The organism is Halobacillus karajensis (assembly GCF_900108515.1).
GTDB lineage: Bacteria > Bacillota > Bacilli > Bacillales > Halobacillaceae > Halobacillus > Halobacillus karajensis.
The window spans coordinates 445529-465632 of record NZ_FNWW01000001.1; the positions used below are offsets into that span (position 1 = coordinate 445529).

The 20104-nt window shown below is 42.9% G+C and carries 12 protein-coding genes; 7 read left to right on the forward strand and 5 right to left on the reverse strand.

What is annotated here, in order from left to right:
* Nucleotides 1-209 precede the first annotated feature (209 nt).
* Nucleotides 210-1667: an S-layer homology domain-containing protein gene (locus BLW54_RS02085; protein WP_074733135.1), complete on the forward strand. Its 1458-nt coding sequence runs from the start codon at nucleotides 210-212 to the stop codon at nucleotides 1665-1667.
* Between the two features lie 63 nt (nucleotides 1668-1730).
* On the opposite strand, the gene BLW54_RS02090 is transcribed toward BLW54_RS02085, so the two are convergent.
* The 3 genes from BLW54_RS02090 to BLW54_RS02100 all read right to left on the reverse strand — a co-directional run bounded on the left by BLW54_RS02090 (nucleotide 1731) and on the right by BLW54_RS02100 (nucleotide 7825).
* The gene (locus BLW54_RS02090) at nucleotides 1731-3941 is read right to left on the reverse strand and encodes a 5'-nucleotidase C-terminal domain-containing protein (protein WP_074733136.1); all 2211 of its coding nucleotides are present in this window, start codon (nucleotides 3939-3941) and stop codon (nucleotides 1731-1733) included.
* Between the two features lie 300 nt (nucleotides 3942-4241).
* Nucleotides 4242-4982 (reverse strand): hypothetical protein, encoded by a 741-nt coding sequence (locus BLW54_RS02095; RefSeq protein WP_074733137.1) that lies wholly within the window; start codon nucleotides 4980-4982, stop codon nucleotides 4242-4244.
* A gap of 68 nt (nucleotides 4983-5050) precedes the next feature.
* On the reverse strand, nucleotides 5051-7825 hold the full coding sequence (locus BLW54_RS02100) for an S-layer homology domain-containing protein (RefSeq protein ID WP_074733138.1): 2775 nt from the start codon (nucleotides 7823-7825) through the stop codon (nucleotides 5051-5053).
* Nucleotides 7826-8347: 522 nt separating this feature from the next.
* On the opposite strand from BLW54_RS02100, the gene BLW54_RS02105 reads away from it, so the two are divergent.
* Together BLW54_RS02105 and BLW54_RS02110 are read left to right on the forward strand one after the other, a co-directional pair.
* A complete protein-coding gene (locus BLW54_RS02105; protein ID WP_074733139.1) occupies nucleotides 8348-9760 on the forward strand; it encodes an MBOAT family O-acyltransferase in 1413 nt (470 codons plus the stop codon).
* A 15-nt stretch (nucleotides 9761-9775) separates the two neighbouring features.
* The gene (locus BLW54_RS02110; RefSeq protein ID WP_074733140.1) at nucleotides 9776-10984 is read left to right on the forward strand and encodes a DHHW family protein; all 1209 of its coding nucleotides are present in this window, start codon (nucleotides 9776-9778) and stop codon (nucleotides 10982-10984) included.
* A 161-nt stretch (nucleotides 10985-11145) separates the two neighbouring features.
* Here BLW54_RS02110 and BLW54_RS02115 read toward each other — a convergent pair whose 3' ends face one another.
* Together BLW54_RS02115 and BLW54_RS02120 are read right to left on the reverse strand one after the other, a co-directional pair.
* Nucleotides 11146-12780 carry a S8 family peptidase gene (locus BLW54_RS02115; RefSeq protein ID WP_035506522.1) on the reverse strand — a complete coding sequence of 545 codons (1635 nt, stop codon included), beginning with the start codon at nucleotides 12778-12780 and terminating at the stop codon, nucleotides 11146-11148.
* A gap of 59 nt (nucleotides 12781-12839) precedes the next feature.
* Nucleotides 12840-14222 carry an N-acetylmuramoyl-L-alanine amidase gene (locus BLW54_RS02120; protein WP_083391459.1) on the reverse strand — a complete coding sequence of 461 codons (1383 nt, stop codon included), beginning with the start codon at nucleotides 14220-14222 and terminating at the stop codon, nucleotides 12840-12842.
* 295 nt (nucleotides 14223-14517) lie between these two features.
* Between BLW54_RS02120 and BLW54_RS02125 the strand changes: the two genes are divergently transcribed.
* From BLW54_RS02125 to csaB, 4 genes are all read left to right on the forward strand, one after another.
* Nucleotides 14518-16449: an S-layer homology domain-containing protein gene (locus BLW54_RS02125; RefSeq protein ID WP_074733141.1), complete on the forward strand. Its 1932-nt coding sequence runs from the start codon at nucleotides 14518-14520 to the stop codon at nucleotides 16447-16449.
* 105 nt (nucleotides 16450-16554) lie between these two features.
* Nucleotides 16555-17286 carry a WecB/TagA/CpsF family glycosyltransferase gene (locus BLW54_RS02130; RefSeq protein WP_074733142.1) on the forward strand — a complete coding sequence of 244 codons (732 nt, stop codon included), beginning with the start codon at nucleotides 16555-16557 and terminating at the stop codon, nucleotides 17284-17286.
* Nucleotides 17283-18830, forward strand: a complete 1548-nt coding sequence (locus BLW54_RS02135; protein WP_074733143.1) for a putative polysaccharide biosynthesis protein — start codon at nucleotides 17283-17285, stop codon at nucleotides 18828-18830. Before BLW54_RS02130 ends, BLW54_RS02135 begins: the two co-directional genes overlap by 4 nt.
* Before the next feature lie 44 nt (nucleotides 18831-18874).
* The gene (csaB, locus tag BLW54_RS02140) at nucleotides 18875-19984 is read left to right on the forward strand and encodes a polysaccharide pyruvyl transferase CsaB (protein ID WP_208598911.1); all 1110 of its coding nucleotides are present in this window, start codon (nucleotides 18875-18877) and stop codon (nucleotides 19982-19984) included.
* Nucleotides 19985-20104 lie beyond the last annotated feature (120 nt).

A 20104-nucleotide genomic window follows, 5' to 3' on the forward strand; every position in this document is an offset into this window, starting at 1 on the left:
GTTTAAGGCACGGAATTAGAACACCTCGAAGATCAGAAAAAGCCGCGGCCTTTTTTAATGAAAGGCTGCGGCTTTTGGAGTGATTCATATCTATTATTATACTTACCTTCCAAATATTCGCTAGTATTCTAGTATTTCGTTCAGCTATTATCCATATTATGGTATTCTATGAGTATTGAATGATTATTTATAAGGGGGAAAAATTACATATGAAAAAGATATTCTTATATTTGATTGCAGTTTTCAGTGCCCTGGCGTTCACAGGCATTCAGGCACATGCCGAGAGTACAGTCTCTGAAAAATGCAATCTCAATAACTTACCCGAAGACAACCCAGACTATCAGACTATCAATTGTCTTCTTACTGAAACGGCACTAAAATATGACATCCCGCCCGAAATCGTAAAAGCTGTGGCTGAAGAAGAAAATGGCGGCTGGAAACACTTTGATGAGGACGGAGAACCGGTTATCTCTCCAGACGGTGGGATTGGTCTTATGCAAATAACCAACAAACCTTTGTTAGATGAAAAACGGTTAAAATATGACCTTCCCTACAACATAGAAGCAGGTGTTCAAGTCCTTGACGACATGTTCTCCCGTAACGACTTACCAACAATTAATGGTGAAGAGCGTGATATTATCGAACATTGGTACTTCGCGGTCATGGCCTACAACGGCATTAAACCGGTGAACAGTCCAGTCACCCGTGATGGGGAAGAAAACGATGAGGCCTATCAGGAGCGCGTGTTTCATAAAATAAGCCAGCTTAATGATCTGGACCTTGTTCCTCTTCCATTCGAGAGAGATCATTTTGATTATGATCGTGACAGCAGTGCAAATATTACTTTTAATAAGATGAAATACACGGTCGATGCCCCTTTAACTAAGACCAGACACCTATTAGAAAAAGGGTACCAAGCCGAAGTCACAACAGACACACGCCTTCGGAAATCACCCACTACAAACAGTGAGCTACTCACGAAGATGAAAAAAGGGGAAAAAGTAGAAGTTACAGGGCCCTTTGTTTATGAAAAGGCAAAAGATAAAGCCAACCACTTTGTGTGGTACCCTGTACGCACAGAAGATGGAAAAACAGGATTTATCACCTCCATGTACCTGACTTTCTCCTTTAGTGATTTTTCTGATGATTATTACGCCAGTGAAGAAATTGACTACTTGTATGACCGCAAAATCATTAATGGAATTCCAGGTGGTACATTCGGTGTTGGCGATCCTTTGACACGCTGGCAGGCGGTACTTTTAATTACAAGAGCCAATCATACCGAGATTGGAGACCGCCCGGATCCAGGTTTCACGGATATCTCCAAGGATTATAAATATTATGAGGAAATTGCCGCCGCTGTCGATGAAGGATTATTTAAAGGGACAGGAGATCATGAATTCCGCCCGGATGCAACGATGACTAGAGCTGAAATGGCTGTTGTCCTGCAGCGTCTGTATGACTTTCCGGCTGCCAACAAACCTACACCTTTCACTGATGTCCCAAGCAATACCTGGTACACCGATCATGTCAATCGTTTGTACCATGCTGGAATTACAAATGGATATGCGACACCGGAAACATTCGCACCGAAGACTACTGTCTCCCGTGACCAATTTGCTGTATTTATGACTCGTTCGATTGACGAAGAATATCGATTACAATGAAAAACAACGACACCAAGCAAAAGGCGCCCCTCTCCACAAAGGAGGTGCGCCTTTTCCTGTTACTTATTCACCTGCTACATCTTGAATTCGATCTTCGATTACAGGTTCAACTGTTCCTTTTTCCGCTACGTAATCACGGAAAACCTCCCAATCGGAAAGTCCAAGATCTGTGACTCTACCCTCCTCATACGCCTGAGCAAAGACCTCATACCCGTCTCCACCTTTAGCCGTAAAGGCATTCGTAGCAATGGTGTAAGTCTCATCTTCCGCTAACGTCACCCATTCACCGTCTTGTTGGATGGTGACACCCTTAACACGCTCTCCTACAGCTTCTGAGCTGTCATACGTATAATTCAGACCAGCCACTTGCAAGAAGCCTCCACTTTCATCGGGAGCATTACTTACGCTATGCTCAAGGGCCTGTTTTACTTCAGCGCCAGACAATTCGATCGTGGCTAACGTATTACCGAAAGGCATAACCTGAAGGATTTCTCCAATGGTAATGGGTCCTTCATCAATCGATGTCCGAATACCCCCAGCGTTTTGGAAAGCAGCTACCGTTTCGCTGTTGAATTCTTGAGCTTTCGCCAGCATTCCATCTGTAATCAAATTCCCAAGAGCTGTTTCACTGTTTCTTACACTTGACGGGTCTTCCTCCGAACCCCGTGGGTTAGGGAAAGCTTCGGCGGCCACTCCACCACTTTCTTCTTCTCTCACTTCCTCTACTTGCTTGGCGTAACCTTCCAGGATTTCAGCTGTTTCTGGGTCTTCTTCTTTTTCAGAGACATCAATTAATTCTCCCGCATACCCAACTACAACGCCATCCTCATCAAATTCAACATCCAGGGTGCCTAAGTAATTTCCATATTGATCCGCTTGGACTACGATGGTTGGATCTTTAGGGTCACCGTTTTCATCTGTTGTAATTTCCACAGGTTCATCCAGTGCGGTATGACTATGTCCGCCTACAATAATATCAATGCCATCCACTTCAGCAAGCATCTGGTCATTATCATAGGCAGGGTTATCGTCATAACCGATGTGAGTAAGGGCGACAATTTTGTCTACCCCCAGTTCTTCAAGCGCCGCTACGCGGTCCTCTGCTGTTTCAATATAATTTTCAAACGTTATATCTTCAGGGCTGGAAATATCCGCCGTTTCTTCTGTCGTCAAACCAAAGAAGCCGACTTCTTCTCCATCCACTTTCTTAATGATGCTGTTGTAGGCCATACCGTCTGATGGCAGTTTACTTACATACTTTTTATACAGGCCAGCCATGTTTTCATCTTGGCTGAAGTCCACATTGGAACTGACAAACGGGAATTCCGCATGGTTGACAAAATCAGCTAAAGCCTTGTGACCTTCCGGGCTGGAGCCAAGGTCAAATTCGTGGTTTCCGAAGGTCATCAAGTCATATTCCATCCTATTCATGAATTCGAGATCTGCCTGTCCTTTAAATTCATTGAAATATAGAGTTCCTGAGAATACATCCCCGGCATCAAGCAATAACGCTTCCGGATTCTCCTCTCTCACTTCTTCCACCGCCGTCACTCTACGGGCAATGTCATCTAAATGACCATGTGTGTCATTCGTGTGCATCAGAGAAAGTTCAAAGTGGTCTTCGTCCGGTTTAGGCAGCTTGTTTCCAAACTTATAATCCGTCGTTGCCAACAACCAGGCAAAATCTCCACGTTTGATTTTATGCTTGGAGCCGAACTCCGTTTCTGAAAGTCCAGAAATCAAACCATGCCCATACAATGTTTCCACCGCAGATTCATACCAAGAACCTTCTTCCACATCTTCAAACGGGTGGTCCACTTCTTTTCTCTCTATCTCATAAGCATCAACAATCAATTCGGCAAACTCAGCACGAGTGATTTCTTTATCCGGGGCGAATTTCCCATTCCCTACACCATCAATATATCCAGCCTCATGCAAGGCATAGACAGATCCTGCATACCATGCTTCTTCAGGTACGTCAGAAAAATAAGAACCGGAGGGAGCAGTGTCCAAATCAAGTATCTTTGCCATCATTTTCGCTGCCTGAGCCCTTGTTACAGGATCCGCTGGACTAAAGGTGCCATCGTCGTAACCGTTTACAACCCCCGCCTCGTATAAATCATGAATGGTTTCATGATACATATGGTCTTCCGGTATATCCGGGAAAGTATGATCTGCCGACACAGTGGCCGCAGGTGTCAGGGAAGCTGCCAGCATAGCTGCCCCCGCTGCCGTTAGGGATATTTTCCCCTTATGTTTTTTCAAGTTCTTCATAGTAATGATTCCTCCCTGAATAAAATAGAAAGTTGACATGAATTTCTACGAAAGAGAGCCTAAACTAACCAATACCCCCCATACCGCTCACAGACTATGTAACTACATGTCTTATATTACAAGAATTTTCATAGAATTCCTATCTATTTTTCTGATTTCATAGAGCTTTTACAATTTTACAATCGGTCTAATCAAAGAGCGTTTTCTTCTCTCGTAAACTATTGTTATAGAGGCCTTTTCTTCCATTGATTATCTTCAATAAAACAAAAAAAGAAGGCTTTTCTCATGTGCCTTCTTTACTCATCCCTGCTTATAAAACTGTTCAAATGTCTCTCCTTCAAAAGTACTGTCTACTATCCCTTTTTCTTTAATATCAGCGATTATTTTGTCAATCCAATTTTTCAACTGAGAAAGTGTGATCCAATTCGTTTGATTTTCCTCAAGAAAACGTTCAGCTACTCTTGCTGCTATACCATCACTTTTGAAAGTGATCCCTAATTCGGAAAGCTGATTCACCCAGCCCTCTTTTGTTTGCTGTTGAATTAAAAGCGAAAGGTGTTCCTTTAATACCTGGATGTGGTGCTGCAATTCCGTCTCTATTTCATGGTCAGGAGTTTTATAAATTTTCTCTTCGTTCAATCGGTTGACCACCCATTTTCTCCCTAGTGCGCCTATATTATTAAATTCGGCTATTTCCTTATCTATAAGGTAGTCTTCCAGATTCTCTATCTGCTTTTCAGGTTGTTTGGGAATTTGTTGTTTCCTGTAGCGACTCTTTACCTTTCGCCATTTAAAAAGCCCTTCTTCATATTCACCTGATTCAATGCTTAAAAATTCAATAAGACGCTGAAATTCTTCCACTTCCTCTTTTGAGAGAACCTCCTTGTTTCGTAGAGTCTTGTATTGATTATTCACGGATTCCTTTACTTGTTGAGGGTGGATATAGGGGGTGGCTGTGAATTTAATGTTGGTTAATGATAAATCTATGGGTTGTGCAGGGCCCGAAACTTTGGTGGCCATCTCAGCTGTCCTGACATTCATCGTGATCCGCTCCTCTATGATGTAAGAAAGAAGCCAGCCAGAAGGCCGGCTTCTCATATACATGTAGATTAGAAGTTTGCAACGATAGAAGCGATAGAAGTATATTCATCTTCTGGCTTATCGTTCAAAACATTTTCAGCTACTGCAAGTTGCTCAGCAGCAGAAAGTGCTTCATACTCTTCCATTTCAAGTGCTTCAAGTGCTTGATCCATCTCTGTAATAGAAGCCGCAGCATTTACTTTCGCAATCTTCTCTTGATAATCTGTGATTTCTGCATCAAGTTCTACGGAAATGACTTCGCTCTCCTCAAACGCTGGATCCTGATCGGCTACTGTAGCCAAGAACCATTCGGCTACTTCTAGACGCTGGACACTTGAAAGGTTGTTATACGTACCATTTTCCAAGTTTACTAGAGCCGTTTCAAGTTCTTCTGCTGTTTCCGCATCATTTACATCGTTAACTAGAACAAGTTCAGCTGTTGCATCTTTAAGTTCTTTTGCAGCTGTTTCGATATCTGCTTTTACTGGAGTATCCGCATCAAGCGCTTCTGTTACGGCCACATAAAGGGCATCTTCTTCTTCACCACCAGCAGCCACGTATGCTTCTTGTGCTGCTTCTGCTTCTGTTACGGCTGCAGCCAAGTCTTCCTTAGCTTTTGTAGAAGCTTCAAGCGCATTTGTAGCTTCAACTAGAGAATCAGTGGCTGCAACAAGTGCACCTGTGCTATCAACGTCCACTTCATCTGCAGCTGTCAACGCTTCTTCTACAGCTTTATATAGATCATCATCTTCTGATCCGCCAGCAGTCAAGTACGCTTCCTGTGCTGCTTCAGCTGCTGTTACAGCTTCAGCAAGCTCTTCTGTAGCCTCTTTAAGGTTATCAAACTCTGTTTGAAGACCATTCACTAGATGAAGAAGGTTTTGTTCTTCATCTGTTGCCGTTGGATTGCCCTCTTCATCTTCTTCACCTGTCAGTGGCACAAGTGCTTCTAAGGCGTCTATGTCCTCTTGTGTAGTTTCTGCCTTCACAGAGAATGCCTGGATCGCATTCTCAGCATTAACAAAGTCCACCGCATATTGAACATCTTCTACGGTTACTGAACCAATAAGCGCATCCTTATAATCTGAAATGTTATCTTCCTTTACATTTTCAAAATCTGCAGCTAAAAGGTTATAAAGCTTCACTTGTGTGTTTGCCGTTAGGATAGGATTAACTACATGGACGTAGTTTTCTACTACTTCTACAGAACTGTCAAGGCGCTCTTGAAGAGACTCTGCTACTGTCTTATCAGCGTCTTTGTTTTCTTTATAATCTTCTGGAAGCTGATGGATAGCCTCTTGTGCAGCTTCCACTTTTTGCGTGAATTCCTCTGCATCAAAATGATCTGTAAAACCTTCCGTCTCTACATCTGCTTCTACAGATTCAACGGATGCCACAGCAGCCTCTGCTGCTTCAAGGTCATTTTGCAATTCAGCGGCAAGCTGAGCTTCGTTTACTTGATCAATCAAACCTTGAATCTCAGTTACTGTTTCGAAGTCTTTCCCTTCTTCACCCGTTGTTGCTTCCTCAATGGCTGTAACATAAGCATTAATGTAATCCTCCTTTACATTTTCGAAAGGTTTCACATCTAGGGCACGGAATGTTTCCAGCTCACCTTCTGCCGCATTCACAGTATCAACAATGCTGTCTAATTGCTCTTGAACATTTACTAGACGAGCGTTTAATAGAACTTTATCATCAGATTCCTTCAGCTCATTCACAAGCTTTTGAGCTGCTTGAACATCCTCTTGCAATAGAGAATCTTCTGCTGCTTCTACAGCTTCCGTGGCTTCTGCTACGGCAGCAGCCTCTGCTTCAAGCTGAGCGATTGTTTCTTCAGCCGTTACTAGAGTATCAAGACCCGCGATTTCAGCATCTTCGTCAAGTTCCAAAGCCGCATCCACAAGAACACGCGCTTCTTCAACAGCTTCCGCATCTTCAAGCGTTACCTCTTCAGGAAGCTCTGCAATGGCTTCTTCAGCAGCTTCCACAGCAGGGGTGACAGCGTCGTAATCTACAGTTACGGTATACTCCTCCCCTTCAACTTCGAAAGTCACTTCGTTTTCACCGTTCACAAGAGCTTCTTCCAGCTCAACCGTAACGGTGTCTCCATTGCTTAAAGTAACTTCAAGAGTAGTAGCGTCAACAACCGTTGTACTGTCTACAGTGATATCGGAACCTTCAGAATCCTCTCCTTGCATGGCACGGTAAACCATAACGGCGAAGTCTTTGCGAGTGACATCATCCTTAGGCATGAATTCGCCGTTTTCGTTACCTTCAATGATTCCATTCTCTGCAGCGATTGCAATCGCTTCTTCTGCCCAGCTGCCTTCTTCAACGTCCGGGAAATCGTGATTGCTTTCACCAGCTAGTTGGTAAGCGCGGACAATGATCGCTGCTGCTTGTTCACGAGTAAGACGGTCGGCTGGATTGAAATCTCCATTTTCGTCCCCTTCGAAAATGACTGGTGATGTAGCACGGATCGCGTTATAGAACCAGTCCGTTTCCTCTACATCAGAGAAATCCTCTGTTCCACCAGGCGTAAGGTCTTTAGCTTTCATAAGTACTTCAGCGGCAGAAGCACGATCAATAACGCCATTTGGGTTAAATGTGCCATCTCCAGGCCCTTGCAGGATTCCCTGGTCTGCCAGGTGTTGAACCGCTTCTGAATAATATTGGCCATCCTCCACATCACTGAAAACATGGTCGGCAGATACAGCCACTGGTGCTACTGCGGATGCTACAACAGCAGTTGTCAGTGCAGTTGCAAAAAATTTACGGTTAGACTTCGGTTGGTAAGACATAATGATGATCCTCCTAGAAAGATATTTTTCAACCGATCGGCAATCCTCTGAATCAAGGGTTTCCAATCAGCAGATTTACTCAAGACATTTAACCCATTACCTCCAATATGTATAAATCCAAGGTGGCCTATGAGTCTATTTAATTACAAAAATAGTTTCAAATTCTTGTAATGGGTAAATTTGCTTACTCATTAATCATACAAGATTTGATTTTTATTTCAACAGAAAGATTGTATTTTTTTGAAAAAACCTGAATATTTTCCCTCCATAACCCTCTCCATTCCCTTATATCGGTCATACAAGTGAAATTTTTAGTGTTTTCATAAGAAAATTACTATTATTTTTTAAAAAATCATTTATAATAGTTCTGAATTCACCGACTTTATAAGGGGGTATTAAAGCACCGGTCTGTGGTCCTGTTATAGAATTGTTAAATCAATCATTCCTTCAAACATCTACAAAAAGTGATAAAATATAGAATGGCATTGATATGTTCCTATCGTAATTAAAAGGTGGTCCACCATGGTATTTAGTCATTTAGTCTTTCTTTTTTGTTTCTTACCGATTGTCTTAATTTCTTACTTTCTAGCACCAAAATTTTTCAAGAATATCATTCTACTGATCGCTAGTTTGTTTTTTTATGCCTGGGGCGAACCGATCTATATTTTCCTGATGTTGTTTTCCATCCAAATGAATTACTTCTTAGGCCGTTTGATTGGCAAAGATCCTTCAAAAAAACGTGGATATCTGATCCTTGCGATCGTCGGAAATGTTTTTATACTTGGGTTTTTCAAATATGCGGATTTCTTCATTACCAATGTGAACCGTTTTTTTGGCACATCTTTGGAGTTACTGGAGCTGCCGTTACCGATTGGTATTTCCTTCTTTACGTTTCAAGCGATGAGTTATGTGATTGATGTATATAGAAAAGAAGTGGAACCACAGAGGAACCTTATAGCATTAGCCCTTTATATTTCGTTCTTTCCTCAATTAGTGGCCGGCCCGATTGTCCGCTACCATTCGATTAACGAACAGCTGAAAAGACGTCACGTTACGCTTGAGAAGTTTTCTGATGGAGTGAGACGGTTTATTACAGGGCTTGCTAAGAAAGTTCTCCTTGCGAATGGACTCGGAGAAGTCGCTGATGCTGTATTTAACAGTTCAGTGGATGAGATGAGTCTCGCTACAGCGTGGGTAGGGATTGCTGCTTATACATTACAAATCTATTTTGACTTTTCCGGGTACAGCGATATGGCTATTGGGCTTGGGAAGATGTTCGGCTTTGATTTCCTTGAAAACTTCCGTTATCCCTATATTTCTACGAGTGTTTCAGAATTCTGGAAACGCTGGCACATTTCCTTAGGATCCTGGTTCAGAGATTATGTCTATATTCCTTTAGGGGGAAACCGCGGAGGATGGTTTAAAACGATTCGAAATCTATTAATCGTATGGACAATTACAGGTTTTTGGCATGGATCCAGCTGGACGTTTATGGCCTGGGGGTTTTATTATGGTGTCTTAATTACATTGGAACGTCTTGGTATGGCTCGAGTATTGACTCGCCTATGGAAGCCTGTGCAACACCTCTACTTATTATGGATAGTCATGATTGGCTGGGTTTTCTTCCGAGCGGATGACTTTTCTTACTCTCTTTCCTACATACAGCGGATGTTCGGCATCGGAGTGAAAACGCTGGTAGACAGTGAAAGTTATCTTTATATGAATGATTATTGGTATCTCTTCCTTTTCGGAATCGCCTTCAGCCTGCCCGTTTGGCCTTATATGAAAGGAAAACTTACGGCTGTTTTTCAGTGGAAGCCAACGAAAGTCCTTACGCCTATTATTTCGACAGTCTTTTATATGCTGTTAATGGTCGGTGTAATGATCCAGCTTGTGAACTCAACCTATAATCCATTTATTTATTTCAGATTTTAGAAGGGGAAGGTATGGATGAAGAAATTGACCAATCTATTCATTTCTATTTCTTTCATTGGTTTCATTATCGGAATAGGGATTTTCGCAGGAGTTACTCCGGCAAAGGAAACGTCCTATATCGAAAATCGCTCGCTTGCTCCTCCTCCCTCTCTAGAAAAGGGCAAATTTGTGAATGGAGGGTTCATGGAGGATTTTGAATCTTTTTTTACAGACCAATTCCCTCTAAGGGATACATGGTTGAAAGCTTACCTGAATACTCAGGAAGCCTTAGGAAAAACATTTCTGCTAGGGTATTATGTATCCGAAGAGAATTGGATAACGAAAGAACCAGATCATTCCTTTCCCGCTGATGCCTTGACCGATGGAGCAGAAAAAGTCACCAGTCTCCATCATACTTTAAAAGAGAAAGGGATCGAATTGTATTATATAAATACCCCGCATAAAGTCAGCAATATGCAGTTCCTGCTCCCCGACTATATAGAACGGGGCTCTTATGACCGGGTACGCCATCACTTCCTAACTTCTTTGAATAAGAACATCCCAAAGCTCGATATGGTAGACCTATTCAACGAGACTTTTACTCATAAGGAGATGAAGGAACTATTCTACAAAACGGATCACCACTGGAACGCCCAGGGGGCTTTTCATGGCTATACATGGATCAGTGAGTGGCTGGATTCGGAAAGGGATTCCTTTACTCTTCAACCGGACAGGTTGAATAAGGATCACTTTCAAAAACAATGTCTTCCGGGGAAAGATTTCGTCGGAAGCTACAATCGTCAGCTTTACTTATCGGTAGAGACAAAAGAGAAGAAATGTGCCTACTTTCCGACTAACCATTCTTATGAAGACTTTGTGGTAGAAGCTAATGGAAAAGTGGTAGATTATGAATCCGTGTTTGGGAGAGCTTTTCATACTAACGAGAAAAGAGTTTATTACAGCACCCTTTATACCAAAGATCTCAGGGAGTTGAAGATCACGAATCCAGCCCTCAAAGGTCAAGGAGAGAAAGCCCTTGTCATTAAAGATTCATACGCGAACGCTTTATCTTTTCTTCTAGCGGAGCAGTTCTATGAAACGACTTATTATGACCCACGGTACAATAAAGATCGGGCCTTGATCGATTACATCGAAAATCACGACTTTGACCTGGTAATCTTGATGTATAATGACCCGGCAAGTGATGGAGCTATTTATGAATTTGGAAAACCTATAGAACCTTAGGATGAAGCCAGTACTTTTTAAGGAAGGTGGCTTTTTAAAAGGGATAGAGGGGAATGGCTAATGAACGCATTTCGGTATCCGTGGCAGTGTGCACGTATTCATCCCCGAGCCAAAAGAGCCTAAAACAGGCGGTCGGGACTTTTTCCGACCGCCTGTTTTGCTTACATGGAACGAGCAAGCACAGCGGCAAGCTCTGAACGTGTAATATTCTTCTCGGGACCAAACGTTCCATCTGGGAATCCAGTAACCACCCCAGCATTCCCTACCGCCATGACAGCGTCATAACAATAGCAATCTTCCGATACATCCGGGAATGAGACCTGTTTTTCTGAAGGGAGATCAAATACACGATGAATCATGACAGCGACCTCTGCCCTCGTAATTTTCTGTTTCGGTGCAAACGTCCCATCAGGAAGGCCTTTGATCCACCCCTCTTCTACTGCTGAGGCAATGTAGCCTGAGCCAAAGGAGGAAGCAGGAACATCAGGGAATGATGTTTCTCTTTTCGTTCCGTCAAGACCCAAACTTCTCCCGATCATCGTTACAACTTCTTCACGTGTGATTTCCCCAAGTGGAGCAAACGTTCCATCTTTGGTTCCTTTCACAATTTCATCCTTATATAGTTGTTGAATATAAGGATAATACCAGTTTTTCTTCGTGATATCGGCAAAAGGTTTGGACAATGACTGTACTAATCCATGTCCATAATCATAGTCTTTTCCTTCTTCTCCTAAATCAACGGTGTGTTGTTCAAGAAGCTCGTGCCATTTGTCCTTGCTTGTATTCGGATAGGCTTCCATCGTCAATGCGAGCACCCCGCTCACATAAGGGGCTGCCATCGAGGTTCCATTCATACTTCTATATCCATCCGGATCATTCTCCGTCGTAATATAGGTGCTGTATATGTTTGTGCCTGGTGCGACAAAATCCAGGGACTTCCCACCATAGGAGAATAACGCTCTTGTATTCTTCTCGTCTACGGCGCCTACACTGATGACACTTTCATAACGTGCCGGATACATGACATCATTTAAGTACTCTCCACTGCAAAGCACTCCATTTCCTGATGCTGCAACAACAGAGATCCCTGCCTCTTCCGCCTCTTTTAATGTGTTTTTCATACCTGTGGAAGGCTGACAGGAGGTCAAGCTTAAATTAATGATGTCTACCTTTTCTTTGATGGCCCACTCGATCCCTGCAATGATTTCACTTTCCCAGCCATCTCCTTCTTTATTTAAAGCTTTGACCGCATAGATGTCTGCATCTGGGGCTACTCCCACTACTCCAATATCATTATCTTCTGCAGCGATGACGCCTGCCACGTGCGTGCCATGACCATTATCATCGCTCCAGCTTTCGGTTTCATCTAAAACACTGACGCCTTTTGTAATGTCCAAGTCAGGGTGATCAGGATCAATCCCCGTATCAATGATAGCGATTTTCACACCATCACCACGCAAGCCCCATTCTCTGGATTGGGGAGTCTTTGTCGATTCATATCCCCATGTTTCTTTCTGGGCACTTGTTTTGATTTTTTGGTCATCTTCCACCCACTCAATTCCGGGGATGGCTTTTAACCATTTTTCTTCCTCTTTACTAATAGAGGCTGATACGGCTGGGATTTCATCATATGTATAGTGAATGTCAACAGATTCTAAGATTTCGTGATTCATAGATTCATCAAAACCGATGATCACCCTTGTTAAGTCCTCTTTCTCCTCTGCCGATACACCACCTGCCGCGATTATTAAAAAAGCGGTTACCCCTAAAGTAAGCGTTTTGATTGCCTGTTTCATAATTCCCCTCCTTGATGATAAAAAAAATAGAAGCGAACAAAACGTCCGCTTCTATTACCTTATTCTTTCCAATTATAATAGTCAACAACCCCCATAGCAATGGCTCTTGCAGCCGCTTCTCTATAATGATCGGTTTTTAATTTAGAAGCGTCCGTTTCATTTGTTAAAAAGCCAATTTCTGTGAGGACAGCTGGGAGAGGATTGTGCTTAACGACTCGATATCCTACATTCTTCACCCCTCTGTTACTCATATCCATCTCTTTATAGAGGCGATTATTAATGAAAGTTGCCAGTTTGACACTTGCATACTCACGATTTGATAACCCCGCTGCATAATAGAAGGTCTCCACCCCTGTCGCACTACTTGCAAATGCGTTTGCATGAATACTGACAAAGGCATCGGCATCATTCTTTGTGGCCAGGGCTACACGTCCATCCAAAGATGGATACCAGTCTGTCTGGCGTGTCATCACGACATCTACCCCCGTATTTTCCATATATTCGCTGGCTTTCAAACTCACATCCAGGACGAGTTCTTTTTCTACTAAACCGTTCGCACTTGCCCCAGGGTCCCTTCCCCCATGCCCCGGATCCAGAGCTATCGTCCAATTTCCTTGGGGCTTATCTAGTAAATAGTAAGAGTGAACATACCCTTTAAGATTCCCCGAATGGATAAATCTCCAGTCTCCCTCTTTCTTATAAACCGACACCGTTTCACCAGTCATTAACCTGCCTACCGTTTCGTACTGAGTCCCAGGTCCTTGACGAACATTCAAAAAGTCCGCATCGACCACTTTTTTACTGAGCACCTCAAGGTCTTCTTCCTGCGAAACTTTAAAAGCCGAGTTTAGCCCGCGGGCAACGAACAGGGAAAACTCTGTTCGGGTAATGGTCTTACCAGGAAGGAAGTATCCTCCGGGAGTCCCTTCAGAAATACCAGCTGTAGTCAGTAGGTTTACAGACTGATACACAGGACTCTTTTGGTTTACATCTTTATAGGAAATATCACTGGTATCTTCCAGATCGAGAGCATGGGAAATAAGATAAGCCATTTCCCCACGTGTCATCATAGACTTCGGTTTGTATGTACCATCTGGATACCCTTTGATGATCCCTGCTTCCACAGCCGATTGAATATATCCAGAGGCATATGAACGTTCGTTAACATCAGGGAACGCTGATTTTCTTACTTGACCATTTAGACCGAGCGCACGGCCAACCATTGTAGCTGCCTGCTCTCTTGTTACTTCATCTGTCCCATGAAAGTGACCATCCGGATAACCCTTTACGACGGATTTTCCAACCAAATACGTGATTTCACTGGTATACTTTGCAGGAATTCCTTCCATTGATGACGCGGATACCTTTATAACAGGCAGTTGACCTATGACTAAACTTAGCAAAAACAAACTTATCAACATACGTAAAACTTTCATGATCATTTTATAACCGTACTCCTTTTTAATATAAATCACAGGAGCAGCTAAGACGACACTTCAACGGTCCTACTCCCTCCTCTGATTTTCGTATGATGCAGCAAAAACTAGCTGTTCATTATATCGGAAAAATCCGACATCTTTTTCACCCTGCTCCAACTCTTTTTTCTTTTTTTCTATCGTTTTATGGGGAGATCTAACGCTTTTATAAAAATTTGGAAGAATCAGTGCTATTCAGAAATCAATGTATCTGTTAAATTATTATTTGAATCTATTATTTAATGGGGAGGAATATTTTTTAATGAAGAAATTACTTCTAATGGGCCTTAGTATCGTCTTTCTTACTGGACTTGTATCGCCAATGTCCATAGCTGCGGAAGATGATATTACAGGAACACTGTTTGAAGAAGATATGAGGGCACTGATTGATGCCGGAATAATGGAAGGATATGGGGACGGTACTTACGGTCCAAAAGACAAAGTTACACGTGCTCAATTCACTACGTTTATCGTTCGTGCGCTTGATATTGAATATGGCGAAGAGGAAATTGGAGAAGTCGGCTCCTCTGAGGATTATCATTACGGGGATGTAAACCCTGATAAATGGTACTACCCATACATACTTGCTGCTACTGAAGAAGGGTTGATTCAAGGGTATCCCAATGGTAATTTCGGACCGACGGATTATATCACACGTCAGGATATGGCCATGATCATGATTAGTGCAGCAAAAATGAAAGGTGTCGTCAGTGAGGCTGAAGAAATTAACTTTGAAGATAATGATAAGATTATGGACTACGCCTTTGAAGCTGTTCAGCGATTGAAGAACCTTGGGATCATTAACGGAAAAGAAGAGGATGGGAAACTTTACTATGCCCCTTATGACCACACATCCCGTGGGGAAACAGCAGCGGTTATCAACCGTTTGTTGAAGGTGCTAGAACCTCCGAAAGAGTTAGATTACCGTGTAGCTACTCTTACACCAGATGAGGATCCGCAGATTCATAGATCATTTGAAACTTATGATGAGGCGGTTGCCTACGCACAAGGGAACCAGGTCGTTTTGAATGGAAATAATATTGTCTGGATTAATGATGGTCAAGCTACAACCAATGCGTTCACTATTCTTTACACATCCGAAGCTTTAACTACGGATACCACTTATGTCACGAGTGGTGTGGATGTGGAGGTCATCGACATCGATCAAGACTGGGTAAAAATCCGCCTCGCTGACACCGAAGGTTATGTCGATCCAGATAAGGTGAACTTAACACCTGATCACATGGTAAAAGATCGTTCTTACTATGAGGTGAAAGACGGATGGCTTTATCACCGTTTGTACAATGCCATTAATGAAAGAACATCCCGCTACCTATACGGGGAAGCACCGGACTTTATGAAAGAGGATGGAACGTATTACAGCCATAATGGAAATACCTTTTACAAGGAAGACGGTACCCTGGCAGGAGAAGCTTACCAATACTTTAACCGCATGCCGCTTTATACAGAAACATCCTATACAGGAGAACAACTGGATGAATATATTGCTCACGCCTCCCCAGATAGTCCATTGATTGGCACAGGAGAAGCGTTTAAGAAAGCTGAAGAGCAGTTCGGCACCAATGCTCTTTACCTGCTTGCTCACGCTATTCATGAAAGCAACTGGGGAAAGAGTGACATCGCAAGGGATAAAAATAACTTGTTCGGAATTGGCGCCAATGACGGAAACCCATACGAAGATGCATGGGAATATGAAAGTTACGAAGAAGGAATTCTGGAAGCCGCCGAAGATTTCATTATTCCACGCTACTTCGATTCTGAGTCCTACCTTAATTATGGGGCCCACCTCGGAAATAAGAGCACAGGAATGAATGTTAAGTATGCTTCTGATGCTTATTGGGGGCAAAAAATCGCCGGTCACATGTTCCGTGCAGATCAATATTTAAGCCAGAAATACGGCCAACCATCAGAAAGCGGTGCATACGAACTAGCACAAACAATCACTCCTTATGTGAATGTACGGTCGAGTGCCGCCGTTGGAGACAACAAGCTCTACCAGATTCCAAAATCCGGAGTCACCCTTCAGATTTTAGATGAAATGGAAGCTCGCGGAACCTGGTATGAAGTAACACCAGAAAATTTTGCAGGAAATGAATATGAGAAGGCCTTTGTTTATAGTGATGGCTATCCATCCTATGGCACAAGCCTAATGAAATTGCCGATTGCTAGATGACCGGAATCGACAGACAGTATCAAGGAGCAACAACTATATGGTTGCTCCTTTTTTATGTTATATTATTGGGAGTAGGATTGTGTATTTAAAGGAGTCTCATCACAAATGAAGCAGGTAAATATATTAGGAATTCCATTTACAAATATAGACCATGTCACGTTAGTCCAACAATTACAACAACATATAGAACAAAGAGAGAAATCTTTTGTGGCTACCGCTAACCCTGAGATTGTGATGCGTGCGCATGATGATTCCTATTATATGAATTGTTTGCAAGCCGCTTCGTACATAACAGCTGATGGGGTAGGGATTGTAAAAGCCTCCCAGCTGCTTAAAAACCCCCTTCCTGAACGGGTGACGGGTTATGACATCATGATGGAATTCCTTAAAAAAGCAAACGAAAACAAGTATCGCATCTATTTACTTGGTGCCAAAGAAGATACATTAGAAAGAGCCGTAAAGACGATTAATCATGATTATCCAGATATAGAAGTGGCCGGTTATCGAAACGGTTATTTCCACTGGGATGATCCTACAATCGCTGAAGATATTGAACGGACAAAACCAGATATCATTTTTGTTGCTCTTGGTGCACCTAAACAAGAGCGTTGGATTGCAGAAAACTTCCAGACATTTGGACAAGGTGTCTTCATTTGTGTAGGCGGAAGCATAGATGTCATCGCTGGGGATGTGAAGCGTGCCCCAATCAAGTGGCAGAACATGAATTTAGAATGGCTGTACAGACTGATGAGACAGCCAAGTCGTTGGAGAAGAATGCATGCTCTCCCCAGGTTTGCCTGCCGGGTGATTCGCCAAAGGTTCGGTCGTTCATCATGAAAGCTTCCACCTTTCTTAAGAGTACTGTCATTCTAACCGTTGCTACACTAACTTCTAAAATATTGGGAAGTCTATTTCGCATCCCTCTTCAAAATATGGCAGGGGATGAAGTCCTGGGGATTTTCAGTCTCGTTTATCCTGTCTATATGGTCGCGCTAATCCTTTCTGTTGCTGGAATACCGATCGCTATATCCAAGCTGATCGCAGAGGCTCGGACATCTGGGTCTTCCGAGGATATTTACTATATACAAAAAACAGCCAGAATCCTTGCTCTGATCCTTGGTGCCATAACTCTCGGCGGCCTGATCACATTTTCCGGGCCACTCGCTCATGCCATTGGAGGGCTGTCAACGGAACCTGCTCTGATTGCTGTTTCTTTCACATTGCTGGCAGCTCCGTATATGGCTGTAGATCGTGGGTATTTCCAGGGTTTTGAGGATATGAAACCGACAGCCATATCCCAGGTCATCGAACAATTCATCAGAGTTTTGATCATCCTGACAGCTGCTTATGTGATGACTGCCCTGCAATTTAGTGATGCAATGATTGCGGCAGGCGTTATGTTAAGTTCGTTATTTGGTGTGATGGGCTCAATGATTTACTTAAAAAAACGTTTGAGTCACTCTTCATTCAAGGTAACTCAAACGTATACGTATCAGCTGCGCCATTTCAAAATCTGGGGGAAGAAAATTCTTTCTGTATCTGTTCCCATTGCCATAGGTACGGTAACTATGGCTCTTTTTAACGTGGTTGATTCTTTAACCATTCCCCATTTCTTAACCAATGCAGCTGAAGGGCAAACCACTTATTTATACGGAATCTATGGTCGCGGACTCGCTTTAGTTCAAATCGCAACGGTCTTCGCTACATCTGTCGTCCTACCTTTGATTCCGTCGCTTACTACACACGTTGAATCAGGGCACAGCCAGGAAGCAAAGAAACTCATTGAAACAACCAGATGGCTGACCCATCTGTTATCATGGCCCATTGCTGCCCTTTTGATAGGATTAGCCGTTCCTCTCAATATCGCGCTTTTCACAAACACGGAAGGTAGTCTAATGATCGCCATTACGGGATTTTCATCTATTTTTATCTCCTTGACTTTAGTAGGAACCGCTATCTTACAAGGAATGAATGCTCCCCGTTTAGCTGCTGGTATCATTCTAATCGGTGCTCTAATGAAAGCAGGCAGTAACGCACTGCTCGTGCCGCACTATGGGATTGAAGGAGCTGCGGCCGCTTCAGGACTCACCTATTTTGTCATCATGGTCCTCAATAGTTTCGTTATCATGAAGTTTGTTCCAATCCAGGTCCTCCCCCTTCATCTTTCTAAGATTATTTGGACCACGTTGCTATTAGGAGGACCGCTGGGCGCTGTGTTTGTCATGACCCAGCCTTTTGAATGGTCACGAACCGTCTCTTTTCTAGTGTGCGTGATCACGGCCTTGTTATTTGTCTTTCTCTACGCCTTTGTCTTAATTAAATGGAGGGCTTACGATTACGAAGCAGTCAAAAATGTCCCGATTCTCTCCAGGTTTATTTAAGACGGAAATTGTTTTCATCCATCATTCCATTCATAAGGAGAACGGTGGTAAAAATTGAGGTGAAAGTTATGAAGCTCGTCATTTCCGGATACTATGGATTTCAAAACACAGGAGACGAAGCCATATTAAAGTCTATCATTCAACATTTCAGAACGACGGATCCTTCTATTGAGCTTATTGTACTGTCGCAACAACCGGAACATACGATGGAGGATTATGGAGTGAAGGCCGTCAATCGGTGGAATATCAAGGAAATAATAAAAGCTCTTAAGTCTTCCGACGGTCTCATTAGTGGCGGCGGCAGTTTGTTACAGGATACCACTGGTCCCAAATCCGTTCTCTACTACACAGGGGTCATGCACATGGCCCGTCTGTTAAATAGACCCGTTTACATTTATGCTCAAGGAATGGGGCCGCTTACTAAACCGTTCAGTCGATTCCTCGTCCGATATGCCTTAAATAAAGTGGATGGCCTCACTGTGCGCGATGAAACTTCTGAACAATTGCTTAAACAAATCGGGATCAAAAAAGAAATTCAAGTCTATTCTGATCCCGTTTTTGGTTATTCATTTAAGGAAAAGCCCCTCTCGCGCAAGTCTCGCTTAAACGATAAGCCGCTCATCGCTGTGAGTGTGCGCGAATGGGGAGATTCCCTAGCATTAGCGGACAAACTTGCCGAATCATTGGACCAGTGTGCGGCACGTGGATATGCCATCTCCTTTTTACCTATGCACGGAAAGGCAGATGAACAATTCTCGAAAAAAATTGCCCGGAAGATGAAAAAAGAAGCAGAGGTGCACTCAGGGGATTTATCGATTGATGAAAAATTGATGATCTTATCAACATGTGATTTACTCATCGGAATGCGGCTTCACTCTTTAATTTTCGCCAGTATTTGCTCTACCCCATTTGCAGCCCTCTCTTATGATCCTAAAATAGAGGCCTTAACCAAACAATTAGGCTATCCAGTCACTGCAAATGTAAACCATTCAGATTGGGATCCATCCTCCATTCCTGAAGAAATAGAACGTTTATATCAAAACCTGGCGCTCTCTAAAGAACAATTAGAAGAGGCTGCCACTCCGCATGCTCGAAATGCTCAACAGGCAGCGAAAGCCGCTTTGGAAATTTTCAGAACCAAGAAAAAGTACTAGTAGGATCTTATAAAAGAAGTGGACCTTCTGCCGTACGGCAAGAGGTCCACTTCTTTTATGGTATTTCACGTGAATTTGGCAAGCTCTTCATGATATGGAAGAAAAAATAGCGCGTACCTA

Coding starts and splice junctions, on each gene's coding strand:
- BLW54_RS02125 (WP_074733141.1), top strand. CDS start 14,518: ATGAAGAAATTACTTCTAATGGGCCTTAGTATCGTCTTTCTTACTGGA.
- BLW54_RS02090 (WP_074733136.1), bottom strand. CDS start 3,941: ATGAAGAACTTGAAAAAACATAAGGGGAAAATATCCCTAACGGCAGCG.
- BLW54_RS02085 (WP_074733135.1), top strand. CDS start 210: ATGAAAAAGATATTCTTATATTTGATTGCAGTTTTCAGTGCCCTGGCG.
- BLW54_RS02100 (WP_074733138.1), bottom strand. CDS start 7,825: ATGTCTTACCAACCGAAGTCTAACCGTAAATTTTTTGCAACTGCACTG.
- BLW54_RS02105 (WP_074733139.1), top strand. CDS start 8,348: ATGGTATTTAGTCATTTAGTCTTTCTTTTTTGTTTCTTACCGATTGTC.
- BLW54_RS02110 (WP_074733140.1), top strand. CDS start 9,776: ATGAAGAAATTGACCAATCTATTCATTTCTATTTCTTTCATTGGTTTC.
- BLW54_RS02095 (WP_074733137.1), bottom strand. CDS start 4,982: ATGAATGTCAGGACAGCTGAGATGGCCACCAAAGTTTCGGGCCCTGCA.
- BLW54_RS02115 (WP_035506522.1), bottom strand. CDS start 12,780: ATGAAACAGGCAATCAAAACGCTTACTTTAGGGGTAACCGCTTTTTTA.
- BLW54_RS02120 (WP_083391459.1), bottom strand. CDS start 14,222: ATGATCATGAAAGTTTTACGTATGTTGATAAGTTTGTTTTTGCTAAGT.
- BLW54_RS02135 (WP_074733143.1), top strand. CDS start 17,283: ATGAAAGCTTCCACCTTTCTTAAGAGTACTGTCATTCTAACCGTTGCT.
- BLW54_RS02130 (WP_074733142.1), top strand. CDS start 16,555: ATGAAGCAGGTAAATATATTAGGAATTCCATTTACAAATATAGACCAT.